At 62.0% G+C, this 16,724-nt stretch carries 16 protein-coding genes; 13 read left to right on the top strand and 3 right to left on the bottom strand.

Annotation, left to right across the window (positions count from 1 at the left end):
- Positions 1–73: 73 nt before the first annotated feature.
- From ABGT79_RS07195 to ABGT79_RS07165, 7 genes are all read left to right on the top strand, one after another.
- Entirely contained in the window at positions 74–1,981 is a 1,908-nt protein-coding gene (locus tag ABGT79_RS07195; RefSeq protein ID WP_346665628.1) for a TRAP transporter large permease subunit, read from the top strand.
- Positions 1,982–2,005: 24 nt separating this feature from the next.
- Complete coding sequence (locus tag ABGT79_RS07190) at positions 2,006–2,236, top strand: ferredoxin family protein (RefSeq protein ID WP_346665627.1); 231 nt, start codon at positions 2,006–2,008, stop codon at positions 2,234–2,236.
- A gap of 9 nt (positions 2,237–2,245) precedes the next feature.
- On the top strand, positions 2,246–3,928 hold the full coding sequence (locus ABGT79_RS07185; protein WP_346665626.1) for an FAD-dependent oxidoreductase: 1,683 nt from the start codon (positions 2,246–2,248) through the stop codon (positions 3,926–3,928).
- A gap of 60 nt (positions 3,929–3,988) precedes the next feature.
- A complete protein-coding gene (locus ABGT79_RS07180) occupies positions 3,989–4,240 on the top strand; it encodes a ferredoxin family protein (RefSeq protein ID WP_346665625.1) in 252 nt (83 codons plus the stop codon).
- The gene (locus ABGT79_RS07175; RefSeq protein ID WP_346665624.1) at positions 4,237–5,922 is read left to right on the top strand and encodes an FAD-binding protein; all 1,686 of its coding nucleotides are present in this window, start codon (positions 4,237–4,239) and stop codon (positions 5,920–5,922) included. The genes ABGT79_RS07180 and ABGT79_RS07175 overlap by 4 nt, the downstream gene beginning before the upstream one ends.
- Positions 5,923–6,069: 147 nt before the next feature.
- The gene (locus ABGT79_RS07170) at positions 6,070–7,149 is read left to right on the top strand and encodes a LacI family DNA-binding transcriptional regulator (protein ID WP_346665623.1); all 1,080 of its coding nucleotides are present in this window, start codon (positions 6,070–6,072) and stop codon (positions 7,147–7,149) included.
- Positions 7,146–7,757: a hypothetical protein gene (locus ABGT79_RS07165; protein WP_346665622.1), complete on the top strand. Its 612-nt coding sequence runs from the start codon at positions 7,146–7,148 to the stop codon at positions 7,755–7,757. Before ABGT79_RS07170 ends, ABGT79_RS07165 begins: the two co-directional genes overlap by 4 nt.
- A gap of 138 nt (positions 7,758–7,895) precedes the next feature.
- On the opposite strand, the gene ABGT79_RS07160 is transcribed toward ABGT79_RS07165, so the two are convergent.
- Complete coding sequence (locus tag ABGT79_RS07160; protein ID WP_346665621.1) at positions 7,896–8,720, bottom strand: phosphodiesterase; 825 nt, start codon at positions 8,718–8,720, stop codon at positions 7,896–7,898.
- A 236-nt stretch (positions 8,721–8,956) separates the two neighbouring features.
- Entirely contained in the window at positions 8,957–10,288 is a 1,332-nt protein-coding gene (locus tag ABGT79_RS07155) for an MFS transporter (protein WP_346665620.1), read from the bottom strand.
- Positions 10,289–10,614: 326 nt separating this feature from the next.
- Here ABGT79_RS07155 and ABGT79_RS07150 point away from each other — a divergent pair, with 326 nt between their 5' ends.
- From ABGT79_RS07150 to ABGT79_RS07125, 6 genes are all read left to right on the top strand, one after another.
- Complete coding sequence (locus ABGT79_RS07150) at positions 10,615–11,703, top strand: LacI family DNA-binding transcriptional regulator (protein ID WP_346665619.1); 1,089 nt, start codon at positions 10,615–10,617, stop codon at positions 11,701–11,703.
- A 12-nt stretch (positions 11,704–11,715) separates the two neighbouring features.
- Positions 11,716–12,144, top strand: a complete 429-nt coding sequence (locus ABGT79_RS07145) for a C-GCAxxG-C-C family protein (protein WP_346665618.1) — start codon at positions 11,716–11,718, stop codon at positions 12,142–12,144.
- Positions 12,145–12,253: 109 nt separating this feature from the next.
- Entirely contained in the window at positions 12,254–13,207 is a 954-nt protein-coding gene (locus tag ABGT79_RS07140) for an ABC transporter substrate-binding protein (RefSeq protein ID WP_346665617.1), read from the top strand.
- Positions 13,204–13,959 (top strand): ABC transporter ATP-binding protein, encoded by a 756-nt coding sequence (locus tag ABGT79_RS07135; RefSeq protein WP_346665616.1) that lies wholly within the window; start codon positions 13,204–13,206, stop codon positions 13,957–13,959. The genes ABGT79_RS07140 and ABGT79_RS07135 overlap by 4 nt, the downstream gene beginning before the upstream one ends.
- A complete protein-coding gene (locus ABGT79_RS07130; RefSeq protein ID WP_346665615.1) occupies positions 13,956–14,717 on the top strand; it encodes an ABC transporter permease in 762 nt (253 codons plus the stop codon). Before ABGT79_RS07135 ends, ABGT79_RS07130 begins: the two co-directional genes overlap by 4 nt.
- 5 nt (positions 14,718–14,722) lie before the next feature.
- Positions 14,723–15,757 carry a beta-eliminating lyase-related protein gene (locus ABGT79_RS07125; RefSeq protein ID WP_346665614.1) on the top strand — a complete coding sequence of 345 codons (1,035 nt, stop codon included), beginning with the start codon at positions 14,723–14,725 and terminating at the stop codon, positions 15,755–15,757.
- Between the two features lie 77 nt (positions 15,758–15,834).
- Here ABGT79_RS07125 and ABGT79_RS07120 read toward each other — a convergent pair whose 3' ends face one another.
- Positions 15,835–16,677, bottom strand: a complete 843-nt coding sequence (locus ABGT79_RS07120) for an amidohydrolase family protein (protein ID WP_346665613.1) — start codon at positions 16,675–16,677, stop codon at positions 15,835–15,837.
- Positions 16,678–16,724: the final 47 nt, after the last annotated feature.

Genomic DNA, 16,724 nt, shown 5'->3' with positions numbered 1-16,724 from the left:
GCCTTTTTCTTCTCCGACCCTCCGCGCCGACCGCGCGCTCAGTCTGCGTCTTCGCCTTTTTTCGGGAGAGCCCATGTCAACGTCAACGATGCCCCGCGAATACCCCCTGCTCGAAAAGATATGCGCCTCCAGCGCGTTCATTGAAAAGCCGCTGCGCTGGTGCGGCAACGTCGGTATTTTCTTTTTCTTCCTCATGGTGGTCATCACCTTTGTGGACGTCTTTCTCCGCTACTTCTTCGGCAGGCCGCTCGACGGCACCGTGGAAATCACCGGCCTCATGATGGCCATGATCGTGTTCTCGTACACCGGCTACGCCCAGTACACGAAAACGCACATCAACATGGACATCATCACCCACAAGCTCCAGCCCGACACCAAGGCCGCGCTGGAATTCGCCACCACGGTATGGTCCATGTTCACCATAGCCATGTGCATCTACGCCATGACCCGCTACGGCATGACCAACCAGAAGGCGACCCCCATTCTCGGCATTCCCTACGCGCCCTTCATCTTTCTCGGCGTGGCCGGCGTGTGCCTGCTCTTCCTCGCCCTCGTGCGCGACACCCTCGTCACATTGCTGGAAATGCTGCGTCAGGCCGGAAGTACGAAAATCATCATCGGCGTGGCGCTCGCCGTCATTCCCCTGCTCGTGGCCTGGTACTTCGGCACCCACCGCATCATGGGCCTGAGCGGCCTGCATGTGGGCATCGTGGGCATCGTCGTGCTGTTCACCCTCTTCTTCCTCGGCATGCCCATCGGCTTCGCCCTCATGGCCACGGGCCTGCTTTTCGTCTGCGTGCTGCGCGGACAGCTGGCCGGCATCAACATGTTCGGCAACTCCTGGTTCAACACCGTATCCAACTATACCTGGGCGCCCCTCATGTCCTTCATGCTCATGGGCTACGCCTGCTACTACAGCCGCTTCGGCGAAGATCTCTACCGACTCGGCACGGCCTGGATAGGCCACATGCGCGGCGGCCTCGCCATCGGCACCGTGGCCGCCTGCACCCTCTTCGGCGCCGTGGTGGGCGACACGCTCTCCGGCACCATCGCCATGTCTGCCATCGCCCTGCCCGAAATGCGCAAGGCCCGCTACGACGACAAGCTCGCCCTCGGAACCCTTTCCTGCTCGGGCACCATCGGTTCGCTCATTCCGCCTTCCACCACCTTCATTCTCTACGGCGTGCTGGCCGAACAGTCCATCGGCGACCTGTTCATGGCCGGCATCCTGCCCGGCCTGCTCTGCATGGTCTGCTTCATGGGCATCATATGGCTCATGGTGCTCAAAAATCCCGATCTGGCTCCCCGCCGCGAAAAAGCGCCTCTAGCCGAACGCGTCTCCTCCCTCAAGGGCGGTCTGCCCATCGTGCTGCTGTTCATTCTCGTCATCGGCGGCATCTACGGCGGCCTGTTCACCGCCACCGAAGGCGGCGCCATCGGCGCGGCGGGCACCCTCATTCTCGGCCTCGTCATGGGCAGACTGAAGTGGTCCAACTTCCGCAAGTCCATGGAGGAATCCAGCCGCTTCACCGCCATGTGCTTCACCCTGCTCGGCGGCGCCACCATTCTCGGCTACTTCATGACCATGTCCCGCATGCCCACCATGCTCGCCAACTCCATCGCCTCGCTCGACGTGGCTCCCATCGTGGTCATGTGCGTCATCGTCATCGTCATGTGCGTGCTCGGCTGCTTTCTGCCCGCCATTCCCCTCATCCTCATCACGGTGCCCATCTTCCTGCCCATCGCCAAGAGCTTCCACTGGGATCTGGTCTGGTTCGGCGTGATCTTCGCCATCCTGAACAACATGGCGTCCATAACGCCGCCGTTCGGCATCAACCTGTTCGTCATGAAAGGCGTGGCGGACGTGCCCCTCGGACTCATCTTCCGGGCGGCCATGCCCTTTGTGCTGGCCCTGTTCCTCTGCCTTGCGCTCATCATCGCCTTCCCTTCGATTTCCCTCCTCATTCCCAGCCTCATGTAGGCCAACCGCATCAAGGAGATTTCCATGCCTCCCATTATCCATGCCGACCGCTGCACTCATTGCGGCATGTGCGCGACCATCTGCCCCATGAACATCTTCAAGCATGAAAAAGGGCAGACTCCCCGGGTGGCCTACCCGGAAGAGTGCTGGCACTGCAACGCCTGCGTTCTCGACTGCCCGGTTCATGCCGTGGAACTGCGCCTTCCCCTCAACTATATGGTTCTGCATGTCGATGCGGACACCCTGCACGCCTAGGAGACAGCCATGCTTGCATTCAATCCTCCCCTTTCCACTGATGTCCTGGTTGTCGGCGGCGGCATAGGCGGTCTGTGCGCGGCCATTTCCGCCGCCCGCGCCGGAGCCAAGACCATGGTGGCCGAAAAGGCCGACACCCGCCGCTCCGGTTCCGGCGCCACGGGCAACGACCACTTTGCCTGCTATTACCCCAAGGCCCACGGCAGCGACATCCGCGTCATTCTCAAGGAACTGCGTCAGAGCCTCGTGGGCGCCTACCACGATGAAAAGCTCTCCCTGCGCTTCCTGGAAGAGAGCATCCACATGGTGGACCGCTGGCAGGAATGGGGCATCAACATGAAGCCCTTCGGCGACGACTACGAATTCATGGGTCACGCCTATCCCGGCCGTCCGCGCATCTGGCTCAAGTACGACGGTCACAATCAGAAGCAGGTGCTCACCAGACAGGCCAAAAAGGAAGGCGTGGAAATCGTCAACCACATGCCCGTCGTCGACCTCATCAAGATCGACGGCGAAATCGCGGGCGCGCTCGCGCTGGACGTGTCCAAAGACGTGCCGTCCTTCACCGTCATCCGCGCCAAGAAGGTGGTGCTCTCCACCGGCACGGCCAACCGTCTGTATCCGGCCGCGGGCTCGCCGGGCTGGCCGTTCAACACGGCCTTCTGCCCCGCCTGCACGGGCGCGGCGCAGGCGCAGGGCTGGCGCATCGGCGCAAAGATGGTGAACATGGAAATGCCCAACCGTCACGCCGGGCCCAAATTCTTCGCCCGCGCGGGCAAGTCCACGTGGATAGGCGTGTACCGCTATCCCAACGGCAAGCTGCTCGGCCCCTTCGTGGACAGAGCCACCCGCTATGTGGGCGACATCACCTGCGACGTGTGGAACTCCGCCTACACCGACGTACTTCTGAACGGCAGCGGCCCCGCCTACATCGACTGCACCCAGACCAAGCCCGAAGACCTCGCCTTCATGCGCGAGGGCATGATCAGCGAAGGACTTACCACGCTGGTGGACTACATGGACCGCACCGGCCTCGACGTTTCCAAGCACGCCGTGGAATTCATGCAGTACGAGCCGCACATCATCGGCCGCGGCCTGGAAATCGACATCGACGGCCAGACCTCCGTTCCCGGCCTCTACGCCGCGGGCGACATGGTGGGCAACTTCCGCGCCGACATCGCTGGCGCGGCCGTGTACGGCTGGATTGCGGGCGGTCACGCCGGCGCTTCCGCCGCCTCCTGCGAGCTCAAGAATGCCGAAACTTCGCCCTGGGTTGCGGAACGCGCGCAGCTCTACAGCAGCTTCATGGAACGCGAAAGCGGCGCGGCCTGGAAGGAAGCCAACCTCGCCGTGCAGCAGATCATGGATTCCTACGCCGCTGCGGGTCCGCATCGTCTGCGTTCGGCCACGCTGCTCACCGCCGGCCTGAAGTACATGGCCGATCTGCGCAAGAACGCGATCAACGAAATCTCCGTGCCGGACGCGCACAGCCTCATGAGAGCCATCGAAACCCTCGATCTCATGGACAACGGCGAAATCATCATGCACGCCGCCCTCGAACGCAAGGAAACCCGCGGCATGCACATGCGCTCCGACTACACCTTCACCAACCCCCTGCTCTCCGACAAGTTCCTCGACGTCTGGCAGGAAAACGGCACCGTCCGCACCGAATGGCGTCAGTGCTGGAATTAGCCCCCTGTTGCAGCGCCGCCCCGAGGGGCGGCGCTCCCCGCACATCAAAGGAGAAACGTCATGCCTCCCGTTATTGATCCCAGTAAATGCGTAGGTTGTGGAACCTGCGCCGACATCTGCAACTCCAATATCTTCGTGTTCGACCGCTCCAAGGACAAAATGCCTCAGGTCAAATTCTCGGACGAATGCTGGCACTGCGACTCCTGCGTGCTCGACTGTCCCAAGGGCGCCATCACGCTCCGTATTCCTCTGGCGTTCACGCTGCTGCACGTCGATGCCGACTCTCTCAAACCCCAGGAGGCGAAGTCATGATTCCTGTTTCCAAGACTATTGAAGCCGATGTCGTCATCGTTGGCGGAGGCATCGGCGGGGCCATGGCCGCCATTGCGGCATCCGAAGGCGGAGCCAAGCGCGTGATCGTGCTGGAAAAGTGCCATGTGAAGCGTTCCGGCTCCGGGGCCACGGGCAACGATCATTTCAGCTGCTACATTCCCGAAGTCCACGGCGACGACGTGGAACCCGTGCTCACCGCCCTCATGAACAGCCTCGTGGGACAGGCCAAGGACGTGGAACTCATGCGCCTGCACCTTCTGGAGAGCTTCGACATCGTGAAGAAGTGGGAAGAATGGGGCATCAACATGCGTCCCCTCGGACGCTGGAACTTCCAGGGACACGCCCTGCCCGGCAAGCCCCGCGCCTTCCTGAAATTCGACGGCCGCAAGCAGAAGGCCGTGCTCGCCGAACAGATGAAGAAACACGGCGTCACCGTGCTCAATCACCATCCCGTGGTGGAGCTCGCCAAGGAAAACGGACGCGTCTGCGGCGCGCTCGCCATCGACGCCGGCAAGCCCGAACCCTCGTTCGTGCTGGTGAGCGCTCCCTGCGTCATTCTGTCCACGGGTCTCACCCATCGGCTCTACGTCAACGGCTCCACGCCCAACTATCTGTTCAACACCGCCCACTGCCCCAACAACGCCGGCGGTCAGGCCCTCGGCTGGCGCATCGGCGCGAGCATGGTGAACATGGAAATCCCCTACACCCACGCCGGCACCAAGTACCTGCAGCGCGCAGGCAAGGCCACGTGGATAGGCGTGTACCGCTACCCCGACGGCAAGCCGCTCGGCCCCTTCGTGACCAAGCCCGATCCTGAATACGGCGACGTCACCTCCGACATCTGGAACTCCGCCTTCCTCGACGTCATGCACAACGGACGCGGCCCCGCCTACCTCGACTGCTCGGAGAACACGCCCGAAACTCTGGCCTACATGCGCAAGGCCATGTTCGACGAAGGCCTCTCCGCCCTCATCGCCTACATGGACGCCAAGGGCATTGACCCGGCCAAACATGCCGTGGAATTCACCCGCTTCGAGCCCATTCTGCACGGACGCGGCCTCGACGTGGACAAGAACGGACAGACCACCGTGCCCGGCCTCTACGCCGCGGGCGACATGGTGGGCAACGCGGGCTGCGGTCTCGGCCTCGCCGCCTGGATGGGCTGGAGAGCCGGTCACGCCGCCGCGGCCGACGCCGCTTCGGCCAAGGGCAGCGCGGATCTTGCCGCCAATCCCGCCATCAAGGCCAAGATGGAGCTGCTCTCCTCCTTCATGGACAGAGAAATAGGCGCGGAATGGCAGGAAGCCAACATCGCCCTCACCCAGATCATGAGCGACTACGCCAACGTGGGCCCCTACAACGTGCGTTCCGAAACGCTGCTCAAGGCCGGTCTCGGCTACCTGGCCCAGCTGCGCGAGGAAACGAATGCCAGCATGAAGGCCTCCTGCTCCCACACCCTCATGCGCGCGGCGGAAGTGCTCGACCTGTTCGACTGCGCCGAATGCATCATGCGTTCCGCGCTGGAGCGCAAGGAAACCCGCGGCAATCACAAGCGTGCGGACTACACCTTCACCAATCCGCTTCTTGCCGACAAGATGCTCGACGTCACGAAACAGGACGACGGCTCCGTCGTCACCTCGTGGCGCAACATGAAACATTGATGGCACGGGGGAGCCTGCTCCCCCGCGTTCATCCGCGAAAGGGCCGGGAGTTCCGTCATCCCGGCCCTTCTTTTTTCCCAAAAAGACGCTCTCGGCCATTTGACGAAAAACGGGCTTGCCGTTAGCTTCCTTTTCTGGAGAACCACCGTGAATGCCAAGAAAAAAGTGACGCTGGAAGACGTGAGCCGCAACGCGGGCGTGTCGCTGAGCTCCGTTTCCATGATCCTCAACGCCCGGGCCGACGTGTCCTTTTCCCCGGAAACGGTGCAGAAGGTGCGTCAGGCCGCCAAGGAACTCGGCTACCGCGCGCCCTCGCGGCGCGCCAAAGGCCGCCTGCCGGGAAGAAACGTGGTGTTCATCGTCACGCCGAACATCGCCAACGCCTATTATTCCGGGCTGGTGCAGGCCATTCAGCAGGCCGCCGAGGAACGCAGCTTTTCCACGCTCATCTTCACCACCTACCGCGAGGCCAGAAAGGAAGAGGAAGTCATGAACATGGCCCTGGCGCTGGGCGCCGCGGGCATGATCTTCACGCTCACTCCCCAAAGCCTGCGCAAGGTGGAAAAACTCAACGGCAAGATTCCCGTCGTGGTCATGGGCGACAAGAACTCCAGCCCCAAAATCGACACCGTGGAGCTCGACAACTACAGCGCCGGAGTGCTCATAGCGCGTCACATGCTGAACCTCGGCCACAGACACATCGCCTTCATTTCCGCCATGATGAACGCCACCAACGCCATACGCCTGCGCAGGCTGCAGGGCGTGAAGGACGTCTATGCCGAAAACCCCGGCTGTTCCGTTCAGGTGTTCACCAGAGACTACACTCCGCACGAGGAGCTCAACAGCATCGATCTGGAACAGCGCATAGGCTACGAGCTCGCCGCGGAATGCCTGAAAAAGAAAAGCCGCATTTCCGGCTTCGTGGCCGTGAACGACTTCATCGCCTACGGCGTGCTCGACGCCATTGCGGACAAGGGCTTCCGCGTGCCCGAAGACTACAGCGTGTGCGGATTCAACAATCTGTCCTCCTCCCGCATTTCGCGCGTGGGGCTCACCACCGTGGAACAGCAGACGCAGGCCAGAGCCCGCAGCGCCTTCGACATTCTCTACGAGCGCATCTGCGGCGGCGACGCCGTCAGCGTCCTCACCCGCATGGAATACACCCATCATCTGCTGGAACGCCGTTCCACGGCTCCGGCCCGGCAGTCTCTGCAGGAGAAATCATGAAGAATCTCGCTCTGTGCGTTCTTTGCCTCGCGCTGCTCTCCGGCTGCAGCATGTCGTCTCTGCCCTTCCTCGGCGACGACGACGGCACGCAGCCCCCCGCCACAGCCAAAAAATCTCCCGACCGCAAGCCGACCTTTGGCGTGTCGCCGGAAGCGCAGACCTATCTTTCGCAGGCCATGGAATACTGGACGCCCTCCGGCGAATGCACGAATCCGGAACGCGCCGCCGCTCTGCTCGACAAAGCCGTGGACGCCGATCCGCTGGATCCCGCGCCCTACCTCATGCGCAGCCTGGCCCTGAGCGATCTCGGCTACTTCAACGAAGCCTTCGACGACGCCACGCGGGCCATCCGTCTTTCTCCCACGGCGGAAGCCTACGCCACGCGCGGTCTGGTGTGCCTGAAGCAGCATCAGCCCGAAGGCGCGCAGCGCGACTTCGCCTACGCGGAAAAAATCAATCCCAACGAGCCGCTCATCTACGTGTACCGCTCTGCGGGAGCCTTTCTCGACGGGCGCAACGGCGACGCCTGCGCCGATTTGAAAAAAGCCTGCGATCTCGGTCACTGCCGCCCCTGGAACACCGCCACGGAAAACAAGCTCTGCCGCTGACGGAACAAAGGAACACATGGTTACGCAAAAAGGCCGTCGCTTCGTGAGAAGCGGCGGCCTTTTCGAGGAGGAATGACAGGGACAGGGGACCCCTGGCAGTTGCGCGCCCTTCGGGGAAACCTCCGGGCGCGGAAACGTTTATTCTTCCGTGGGATTCACGGAATCGAGGAAGCGGTACGGACCGGCGTAGGTGGGCGTGCCGTAGATCTGGCAGACATGGGTGTTCCATGCGCCGTCGCGCCAGTCGTGCAGCAGATAGCCGGGGGCTTCCATCACGAAGGTGTCGCCGCCTTCGGGAGAGAAGTCGAGATCGATCTGCATGGAGGCGGCGGGCGCCGTCAGGGCCATCACTCCGCCCCACTGCGTGAAGATGGGGCGGTGCATGTGACCGCAGCACAGCCGCACCCAGGGAGCCCTTTCCAGAATGCCGCGCAGACGATCCACGTTTTCATAGGGCTCGTCCATGGCGCCCATGCCCGTGACGAAGGGCGGATGATGCATGAACACCAGCGTGGGCACGCCGGGGCGACGCGCCAGTTCCTTTTCCAGCCACGCGGCGCACGGTTCCGGCATGTGTCCGGAATGAGAGCCGGGGCTCATGCTGTCCATCATGAGAAAGCGCACTTCGTCCTCTTCCACGGCGTAGCAGAGCCAGGGTTCGGTTTCGGCGTTTTCGGGGCACCAGCCCTTGAGGATGGAACGCATTCTGTCGCGCCGGTCGTGGTTGCCGGGAACCGCGTAGATGGGAATGTTCAGGGGAGAGAGCGCGTCGTAGAGCATGTGATAGGCGTGCTCGTCGCCGCTGTCGGCTAGGTCTCCGGTAATGACCATCATGTCCGGCTTCTGGGCCAGGCCGAAAAGATGCTTCGCCGCCGTCTCAAGACATTTCGGGGTGTCCACCACGCGAAAGGAAAGACGACCGTCTCCGCGGAGATGAAAATCTGAAATCTGAAGTACTCGCATGATAAGTTCCTTGCGGCAGGGGGAATCCCTTCCGCGTCCGGGTCAGATGTTTTCCATGTCGCCACCCGGGGGCGAACAGCGTCGCGCCTGCGAGCCGGAGCTCGCCGATGCGGCAGGCGCGGACGACGGACGTCGTTTTGCCTTCCGCCCGGTCCGGAATCCGGGCGGGGCTTCGGACGAAAAAAAAACGATGCTCCGGAAACGAACCGGGAGGGGAAATCCCCTCCCGACAATCGCTATACGTGCTCCACGTCGTCGCCGAGGCGGCGGACCGCAGCGTTGTGCTTGCGCTGCACGATGAAGGCCGAAATGCCGCTCGTGGCCGCAGCCAGCATGGTGTAGAGGCACACGTAGATGGGATCGCCGTCGGCAACCTTGATGAAGTAGGTGCACAGGCCGGGCACGATGCCGGCCACGAGGAAGCCGGGGAACTGATACACGATGGAAATGCCGGTGTAGCGCACGTCGGCGGGGAAGAGATCGGAAAACAGGGCGGCTTCAGGACCGAACACGCCGGCGTAGAACACGCTGATGGGAACGATGATGGCGATGCCGATCATGAACAGATTGCCTTCGCTCGCGCCCATGAGCCAGAAGGAGGGGAAGATGGACAGGCCGCAGAGAATGCTGGCCACGCCGTACACCAGGCCGCGGCCGTAGCGGTCGGCAAGACGTCCGGCAATGAGGATGAAGGGGCACATGACCAGAGCGGAGATCATGACCATGGAGAGGGCTTCGGTGCGCGGCACGTTCACGTACTGCACGAGGTAGGTGATGACGAACACGGCCAGCACGTTGAAGAACACGCCGTCGATCCAGCGGGCGCCGATGCCGAGAGCGATGTTGCCGGGATGTTCCTTGCACACCTTGACGATGGGCAGGGTCTTCTTTTCCTTGTCCTGATGGGCCTTTTCCTGAGCCTTCTGGAAGTCGGGGGTTTCAAGGATGTGCATGCGGACGTAGAGAGCCACGCAGACCAGCAGCACGCTCACGAGGAAGGCCAGTCTCCAGCCCCAGGCGAGGAACTGTTCGTCGGTGAGGCCCCAGGAGAGCAGGGCCACCACGCCGGAAGACAGGCACAGGCCCGTGGCCAGACCCATCTGCGGGATGCTGGCGTAGAAGGCGCGTTCCTTCTTGCTGGCGTATTCATAGGTCATGAGCACGGCGCCGCCCCATTCGCCGCCGAGGCCGAGGCCCTGGCAGAGACGGAACGTCTGCAGAATGATGGGCGCGGCAATGCCTATCTGCGCGTAGGTGGGTACAAGACCGATGCCGATGGTGGCAAGACCCATGATGAGCATGGTGAGCACGAGCATGCTCTTGCGGCCCAGCCTGTCGCCGAAGTGGCCGAACACGAATCCGCCGAAGGGACGGGCCAGATAGCCGATGGCAAAGGTGCTGTAGGCGAGAAGCGTGCCGATGAAGGGATCTTCCGTGGGGAAGTACAGCTTGTTGAAGACGATGCCCGCGACAACGCCGTACAGGAAGAAGTCGTACCATTCAATGGTGGCTCCGAGAAGGCTGGCCAGTACCACCTTGCGGATTTCTTTTTTGCTGGGCGCGCTCATAATAAAGCTCCTGATGAAGATTGAGGAAAGTTTTTCCCCGGGCCTTGCAGAGAATTTTATTAAAATTTTAATTAAAAGTTTTCTGATATTTTAATTAAAATTTTAATAAAATTTCCACACAGCTGCGGTTCATGTTTTTTCCTTGTACGGCTATTCCAGCAATTAATCAAGGGAAATTATCATTTTTTCTAAAAGCTAAAAATTTAATATTTTAAATCGAGTCTTTTCATTTTTCAAAAATTATTTTTAAAATTTTAGTAAAACTCTCTTCCTTCGTTTGACGAAATTCCGCCTTGCCGTTAGCCTGCTGCCTGGAGAGAGCTCCCATGACGACGAAAAAAAGAATCACCCTGGAAGACGTGAGCCGGACGGCCGGCGTTTCGCTGACCACTGCTTCCATGATACTCAGCGGAAGGCCGGACGTGTCCTTCTCCCCCGAAACAGTGCAGAACGTGCGCCGCACGGCCGACGTTCTGGGCTATCGCGCGCCCGTGCGGCGCAGAAGCCGTCCGCGGTCTTCCAGAAAGCTCGTGCTCATCGTCAGCCCCAACGTCGGCAACGCCTACTATGCCAACATGGTGCAGGCCATTCAGCAGTCTGCGGAGCAGCACGGCGTTTCCACGCTCATCTTCACCACCTACCGCGACGCCGAAAAGGAAAAGGAAATCCTCGACATGGCGCTGGAAATGGGCGCTTCGGGCATGGTGTTCACCATGATGCCGCAAAGCGTGGAGCAGCTGGAAAAGGTCAACCGCAGCCTGCCCATCGTGGTCATCGGCGACAGGAACACCAGCCTCAACGTGGATACCGTGGAGCTCGACAACTACAGCGCAGGCATGCTGGTGGGGCGTCACATGCTCGGGCTCGGGCACAGGCACATCGCCTTCATTTCCACCACGCTCAACAATGCCAACGCCATACGCATACGCCGGCTCGACGGCGTGCGGGCCGTCTATGCCCAGGAGCCGGACACATCCGTGCAGGTGTTCGCCCGCGAAATCACGCCTCTTGAGGAACTGAACGACATCGGCATAGAACACCGTACGGGCTACGAACTCACCATGGACTGCCTGAAGCGCTGCCCGAACATTTCCGGCATCGTGGCGGTCAACGACTTCGTGGCCTACGGCGTGCTCGACGCGCTGGAGGACAAGGGGCTCAAAGTGCCGGACGACTACAGCGTGTGCGGCTTCGACAATCTCTCCGCCTCCCGCTTCTGGAACGTCGGCCTCACGTCCGTGGAACATCACATCGAGGAAAAAGGCAGAAACGCCTTCACCATTCTCTACGAGCGCATGACCGGCAACAGCACGCCCAACAACATCACGCGCGTGGAATTTTCCCATCATCTGCTGGAAAACCGCTCCACCGCGCCCTTCCATCCCTCCCGGGAAAAAACTGATTCCGTCCTTTAAAAGGAAGGCTCCATGACCACGACCGTGCAGCGCGTTCACGACCTCTACTGGAACAGCAACATCAACTGCGCACGCGCCATGCTCGCCTGTCTCGGCGAGGCCTTCGGCGTGACCGTGGCTCCGCAGACCTTCCACGCCGCCGTCGGCATGCACGGCGCAGGCAGATTCCGCGCCCAGTGCGGCCTCGTGGAAGGCGCGCTCATGTTCATCGGCATTCTCGGCACAGAGCGCGGCAAGACGGAAAAGGACATAGAAACGCTCTGCCGCAGCTTTGCCGAAGCCTTCACGGCGCGTTTCGGCTCCCTGCTCTGCCGCGATCTGCGGCCCGGAGGTTTTCAGCCTTCCGATCCGCCCCACGCCTGCGAAGGCGTCACCGTGGAAGCCGTGGACTTTGCCAAACGCTTTCTTGCCGACGCCGGATTCCGCCCTCAGCAGGACTGACTTCCGCACACGTGGCAAAACTTCGCCCGGCCTGCCGACGGCCGCGCACGTCCCCTTTTTGCCGACTCCGCCCTGTTCCGCTCAACCTTCAACACTCAAGGGAACGCCCATGTCCATACTGAAAAAAGCCGCCCTCGCCCTGACGCTCGCCCTGTTCTGCGTCCATTCCGCCCCGGCCGCCGACGCCCTGAAAATAGGCTCCCTGCCCGCCGCGGACTCGCTCATTCTGCACGCCGCGCAAAAAGACGGCGTGTTCGCCGCCCACGGTCTCGACGTGGAAGTCGTGTCCTTCCAGAGCGCTCTGGAACTCGGCGCCGCCATGCGCGCAGGCTCGCTCGACGGCCATTTCGGCGACATCATCAACGTGCTCATGCAGAACGAAAACGGCGCGCCGCAGATCATCGTGGCCACCACCTCCCACTCTTCGCCGAAGGCGCGCTTCTTCGGCCTGGCCGTCAGCCCGAAATCTTCCGCCGAGTCGCTGGCCGATCTCAAGGGCAAAACCTGTTCCATCGGCCGGGCCACCATCGTGGATTTCGTGCTCGACTCGCTGCTCGCGCAGGAAGGCGCGGCCGGTTCGCTGGAAAAGCGCGACATCCGGCAGATTCCGGTGCGGCTTCAGATGCTGCTCTCCGGGCAGATAGAATCCGCGCTCCTGCCCGAACCTCTGCTCTCCCTGGTGGAAGGTCAGGGCGCGCGCGTGCTCCTCGACGACAGAAAGCTCGATCTGCCGCTTGCCGTCATTGCGCTGCGAAAGCCGGGCAATGCCGACGATCCGGCCTTTGCCGACCGCATTCAGCGCTTCCGCGCATCGCTCAAGGAAGAGGCCGAGCGCATCAACGCCGCGCCCGACGCCTACAAGGCCATGATGCAGCAGCTCGGTCTGCTCGCGCCCAAAGCCGCGGAACACTACGCCATGCTCCGTTTTGAAGAACCCTTCACGCCGCTGGGCCTGCCCTCGGAAGAGGATCTGCAGCGCTACGCCGAGTGGATGCAGCAGAACAGACTGCTCAAAAAGGGCCTTCCCGCCCTGAGCGACATCGTGTTTCAGGAAAAGAAATGAGCGAAGAGATGCTGCGCGTCGCCTCGCTGGGCAAGAGCTTCGGAAACAACGTCGTGCTCGACGACGTTTCCTTTGCCCTGCCCGCCGGGGCGTCTCTGGCCATCATCGGGCCTTCCGGCTGCGGCAAGAGCACGCTGCTTTCCGTCATTGCCGGGCTCACTCCGGCAAGCTGCGGCAGCGCCTCGCTGCCCCCGCAGTGGAAAACGGCCTTCATTCTTCAGGACTACGGTCTCTTTCCCTGGAAAACCGTGCGCGACAACCTGGCGCTGCCCCTGCAGCTTCGCGGCGCAGGAAGAAAGGAACGGGCCGCCGCCGTGGCCGACATGCTGAAGGAACTCGGTCTGGAAGGGCTGGAGCAGCGCTTTCCGGTGCAGCTTTCCGGCGGACAGCGTCAGCGCGTGGCCATCGGCCGCGCCCTCGTCTCCCGCCCCGACCTTCTGCTCATGGACGAACCCTTCGCCGCGCTCGACGCCATCACCCGCGAGCACCTGCAAAATCTGCTTCTTCACGTCTGGCAGCGCCGACGCATGAGCTTCATGCTGGTCACCCACAATGTGGCGGAAGCCGTCTTTCTCGGCCGCTACATCATGGTGCTCGGCGGCCGCCCGGCCACAAAAAAGCTGTGGCTGGAAAATCCCTGTTTCGGCGACGCCTCCTGCCGGAACAGCGACGCCTACTTCTCTCTCATCCGAAGCGTTCACGAGGTGCTGGAAGATCCGGACTCCCGCAGCGCGGAGGCGGCGCAGTCATGAAGATTCTCGACATTCTTTTCCGCTACGTCGTGGCCTTTTTCGCCCTTCTGCTGCTCTGGCAGGCGGGTGCGTGGGCGCTCGGCCCGTATCTTCTGCCCGCGCCGCTCGACGTGCTTGACGCCTGGGTGCAGTCCCTCGGCGATGCCGTCATGCAGGAGCACATCCGAAGCAGCGCCTTCCGCGTGGCCGCGGCCATGGCGCTGGCCTTTCTCGTCGCCTTTCCGCTGGGCATTCTGCTCGGCTACCGCAGACGCATCGACCGCTACGTTTCTCCCATGGTCTTCCTCACCTATCCCCTGCCCAAAATCGTGCTGCTGCCCGTGTTCCTCACGCTGTTCGGCCTGGGAGACCTTTCCAAAATTCTGATCATCGCCCTGACCACCGGCTATCAGATTCTCGTGGTCACGCGCGACGGCATCCGCCAGCTCGACGCCCGCTATCTCGACGCCTTCCGAACCCTCGGCGGCACCGCGGCCCAGCTGGTGCGCCACGTGCTCGTGCCCGCCGCCCTGCCCAGCGCCATGACGGCCCTCAAGGTCAGCAGCGGCACGGCCGTGGCCGTGCTCTTCATGGCCGAATCCTTCGCCACTCAGCGCGGTCTCGGCTTTCTCATCATGGACGCCTGGGGTCGCGGCGATCAGCTGGAAATGTTCTGCGGCATTCTGTCCATGAGCCTGCTCGGCCTAGCCGTCTATGAAATCTGCCATGTCGCCGAAAGGGTGCTCTGCCGCTGGAAGCGACTGGAAAACAGGAGATGACACCCATGCTTCGTTTTGAATCGGACTACGAAGAAGGCGCGCATCCGCGCATTCTGGAACTTCTCGCCCAAAGCAATCTCGAACAGACGCCCGGCTACGGCGAAGATCATTACTGCGACGAGGCCCGTAACCTCATTCGCGCCGCCTGCGCCGCGCCCGGGGCCGACGTGCAGTTTCTGGTCGGCGGCACGCAGACGAACTTCATCGTCATCGAATCCGCGCTCCGGCCCTGGCAGGGCGTGCTCTGCGCCGACAACGGCCACATCAACGTGCATGAAACCGGCGCCGTGGAGGCCACCGGCCACAAGGTGCTGGCGCTGTCCGCCAGAGACGGCAAAATAAACGCCCGGCAGATTCGCGAAGCCTGCGCCCGGCACTTTGCCGACGACTCCCACGAGCACATGGTGCAGCCGGGCATGGTGTACCTCTCCTCGCCCACGGAATTCGGCACGCTGTACTCCAAAGCCGAACTGGAAGAAATCAGCCGCGCCTGCCGCGAACTCGGCCTGCCCCTGTTCGTGGACGGCGCGCGCATGGGCTACGGCCTCATGTCCCAGGCGAACGACCTGACCCTTGCCGACTACGCCCGCCTGTGCGACGTTTTCAGCATAGGCGGCACCAAGGTGGGCGCGCTCTTCGGCGAAGCCGTGATCATCGTCTCCCCCGCCCTGAAAAAGGATTTCCGCTACCTCATGAAGCAGCGCGGTGCCATGCTTGCCAAGGGAAGACTTCTCGGCATCCAGTTCGCCGCCCTGTTCCGGGACGATTTGTACTTCCGCATTGCCGGGCGCGCCGACAAGCTGGCCATGCGTCTGCGGCAGGCCTTCACGGAAAAGGGCTGGCCGCTGCTCTACGATTCCTTCACCAATCAGCAGTTTCCCATAGTGCCCGACGCCGGGCTCAAACGCCTCGCCGACAAATATTCCTTCGGCTTCTGGCAGACCATGGACGAAACGCACAGCGCCGTGCGCTTCTGCACGAGCTGGGCCACGTCCGAAGAGGCCGTCGAGGCGCTCATCAGCGACATCCGCGCGCTCTGAGCCTCCCGCATCGCACACAAAAGGGCCGGATGTTCCTCATAGAACATCCGGCCCTTTTGTGCTCCGAAACAAAAACGCTAATCGTCCAGACCAAGAAGACGCGCGGCGTTGCCGTACATGACGCCTTCCATCACTTCCGGGCGCAGCCCCCAGTGCTTATAGTATTCCACGGCCTGCCGCACATCCACGCACGGATACGCCGAACCGTACAGAAACTTTTCCGGAATAAGGTAGTTGGCCGCATCCAGATATTCCCGGTTGCCCGGCACGTTCATGGTGTAGAGGTCCGGGGCCAGGTACACGCCTTCGCGCTCAAAGGCCACATGGCAGATGCCGCCGACGTTGGGCCAGCCGCCGTGGGCAATGACCAGCTTCAGTTTGGGAAAGTCCAGAGCCACCCGTTCGATGATCATGGGATCGGTGTAGCTGAGATCCGGGGCCACGAATCCGCCGAACGAAATGAACACGGGAATGTTCTCCGCCTGGCACTTTTCGTAGATGGGATACACGGCTCTGTCGTCCGCCCGGAGCGCCGGACGGCAGAAGCCCGGCTCCACCAGCACGGCCCGGGCCGAGCCGCGCAGCACAAAGCGGTCGATTTCGTCAAGGGCTCCGGAGTCGTGCGGATCAATGCCCGCCACGCCGACAAAGCGTCCCGGCCAGAGACGGTTCAGTTCTTCAAGATCCGCATTGTCCATGCCCGTGGACTTGCGTATCAGCACCGCGCCCGAGGAGATGCCGGCCTCGTCCATTTCCCTGATGAAAAGATCCATGGACTTCTGCCTCGCCGATTCGCCTATGGTCATGCCGAAACGCCGGGCAAAGGATTCCGGCTCGAAAAGCTCCCGGCCGGGATTGTTGAACATCCCTTCGCAGATGCTGCGGAAGGGCGGACGAATGCGCATGTCGAATATTTTCATGGTCGCACCTCTGCGTCGTTTGTCGTTGCCGGAAGCCGTCGAAACAG

Source organism: uncultured Mailhella sp., from assembly GCF_963931295.1.
Classification (GTDB): Bacteria; Desulfobacterota; Desulfovibrionia; order Desulfovibrionales; family Desulfovibrionaceae; genus Mailhella.
Note: the sequence above shows the minus strand (reverse complement) of the source record. Positions and strands in the feature narration are given on the sequence as shown.

Excerpts from the sequence above, each read along its gene's own strand:
- ABGT79_RS07195 (WP_346665628.1), top strand. The coding sequence starts at position 74 with ATGTCAACGTCAACGATGCCCCGCGAATACCCCCTGCTCGAAAAGATA.
- ABGT79_RS07190 (WP_346665627.1), top strand. The coding sequence starts at position 2,006 with ATGCCTCCCATTATCCATGCCGACCGCTGCACTCATTGCGGCATGTGC.
- ABGT79_RS07185 (WP_346665626.1), top strand. The coding sequence starts at position 2,246 with ATGCTTGCATTCAATCCTCCCCTTTCCACTGATGTCCTGGTTGTCGGC.
- ABGT79_RS07180 (WP_346665625.1), top strand. The coding sequence starts at position 3,989 with ATGCCTCCCGTTATTGATCCCAGTAAATGCGTAGGTTGTGGAACCTGC.
- ABGT79_RS07175 (WP_346665624.1), top strand. The coding sequence starts at position 4,237 with ATGATTCCTGTTTCCAAGACTATTGAAGCCGATGTCGTCATCGTTGGC.
- ABGT79_RS07165 (WP_346665622.1), top strand. The coding sequence starts at position 7,146 with ATGAAGAATCTCGCTCTGTGCGTTCTTTGCCTCGCGCTGCTCTCCGGC.
- ABGT79_RS07160 (WP_346665621.1), bottom strand. The coding sequence starts at position 8,720 with ATGCGAGTACTTCAGATTTCAGATTTTCATCTCCGCGGAGACGGTCGT.
- ABGT79_RS07155 (WP_346665620.1), bottom strand. The coding sequence starts at position 10,288 with ATGAGCGCGCCCAGCAAAAAAGAAATCCGCAAGGTGGTACTGGCCAGC.
- ABGT79_RS07150 (WP_346665619.1), top strand. The coding sequence starts at position 10,615 with ATGACGACGAAAAAAAGAATCACCCTGGAAGACGTGAGCCGGACGGCC.
- ABGT79_RS07145 (WP_346665618.1), top strand. The coding sequence starts at position 11,716 with ATGACCACGACCGTGCAGCGCGTTCACGACCTCTACTGGAACAGCAAC.
- ABGT79_RS07140 (WP_346665617.1), top strand. The coding sequence starts at position 12,254 with ATGTCCATACTGAAAAAAGCCGCCCTCGCCCTGACGCTCGCCCTGTTC.
- ABGT79_RS07135 (WP_346665616.1), top strand. The coding sequence starts at position 13,204 with ATGAGCGAAGAGATGCTGCGCGTCGCCTCGCTGGGCAAGAGCTTCGGA.
- ABGT79_RS07130 (WP_346665615.1), top strand. The coding sequence starts at position 13,956 with ATGAAGATTCTCGACATTCTTTTCCGCTACGTCGTGGCCTTTTTCGCC.
- ABGT79_RS07125 (WP_346665614.1), top strand. The coding sequence starts at position 14,723 with ATGCTTCGTTTTGAATCGGACTACGAAGAAGGCGCGCATCCGCGCATT.
- ABGT79_RS07120 (WP_346665613.1), bottom strand. The coding sequence starts at position 16,677 with ATGAAAATATTCGACATGCGCATTCGTCCGCCCTTCCGCAGCATCTGC.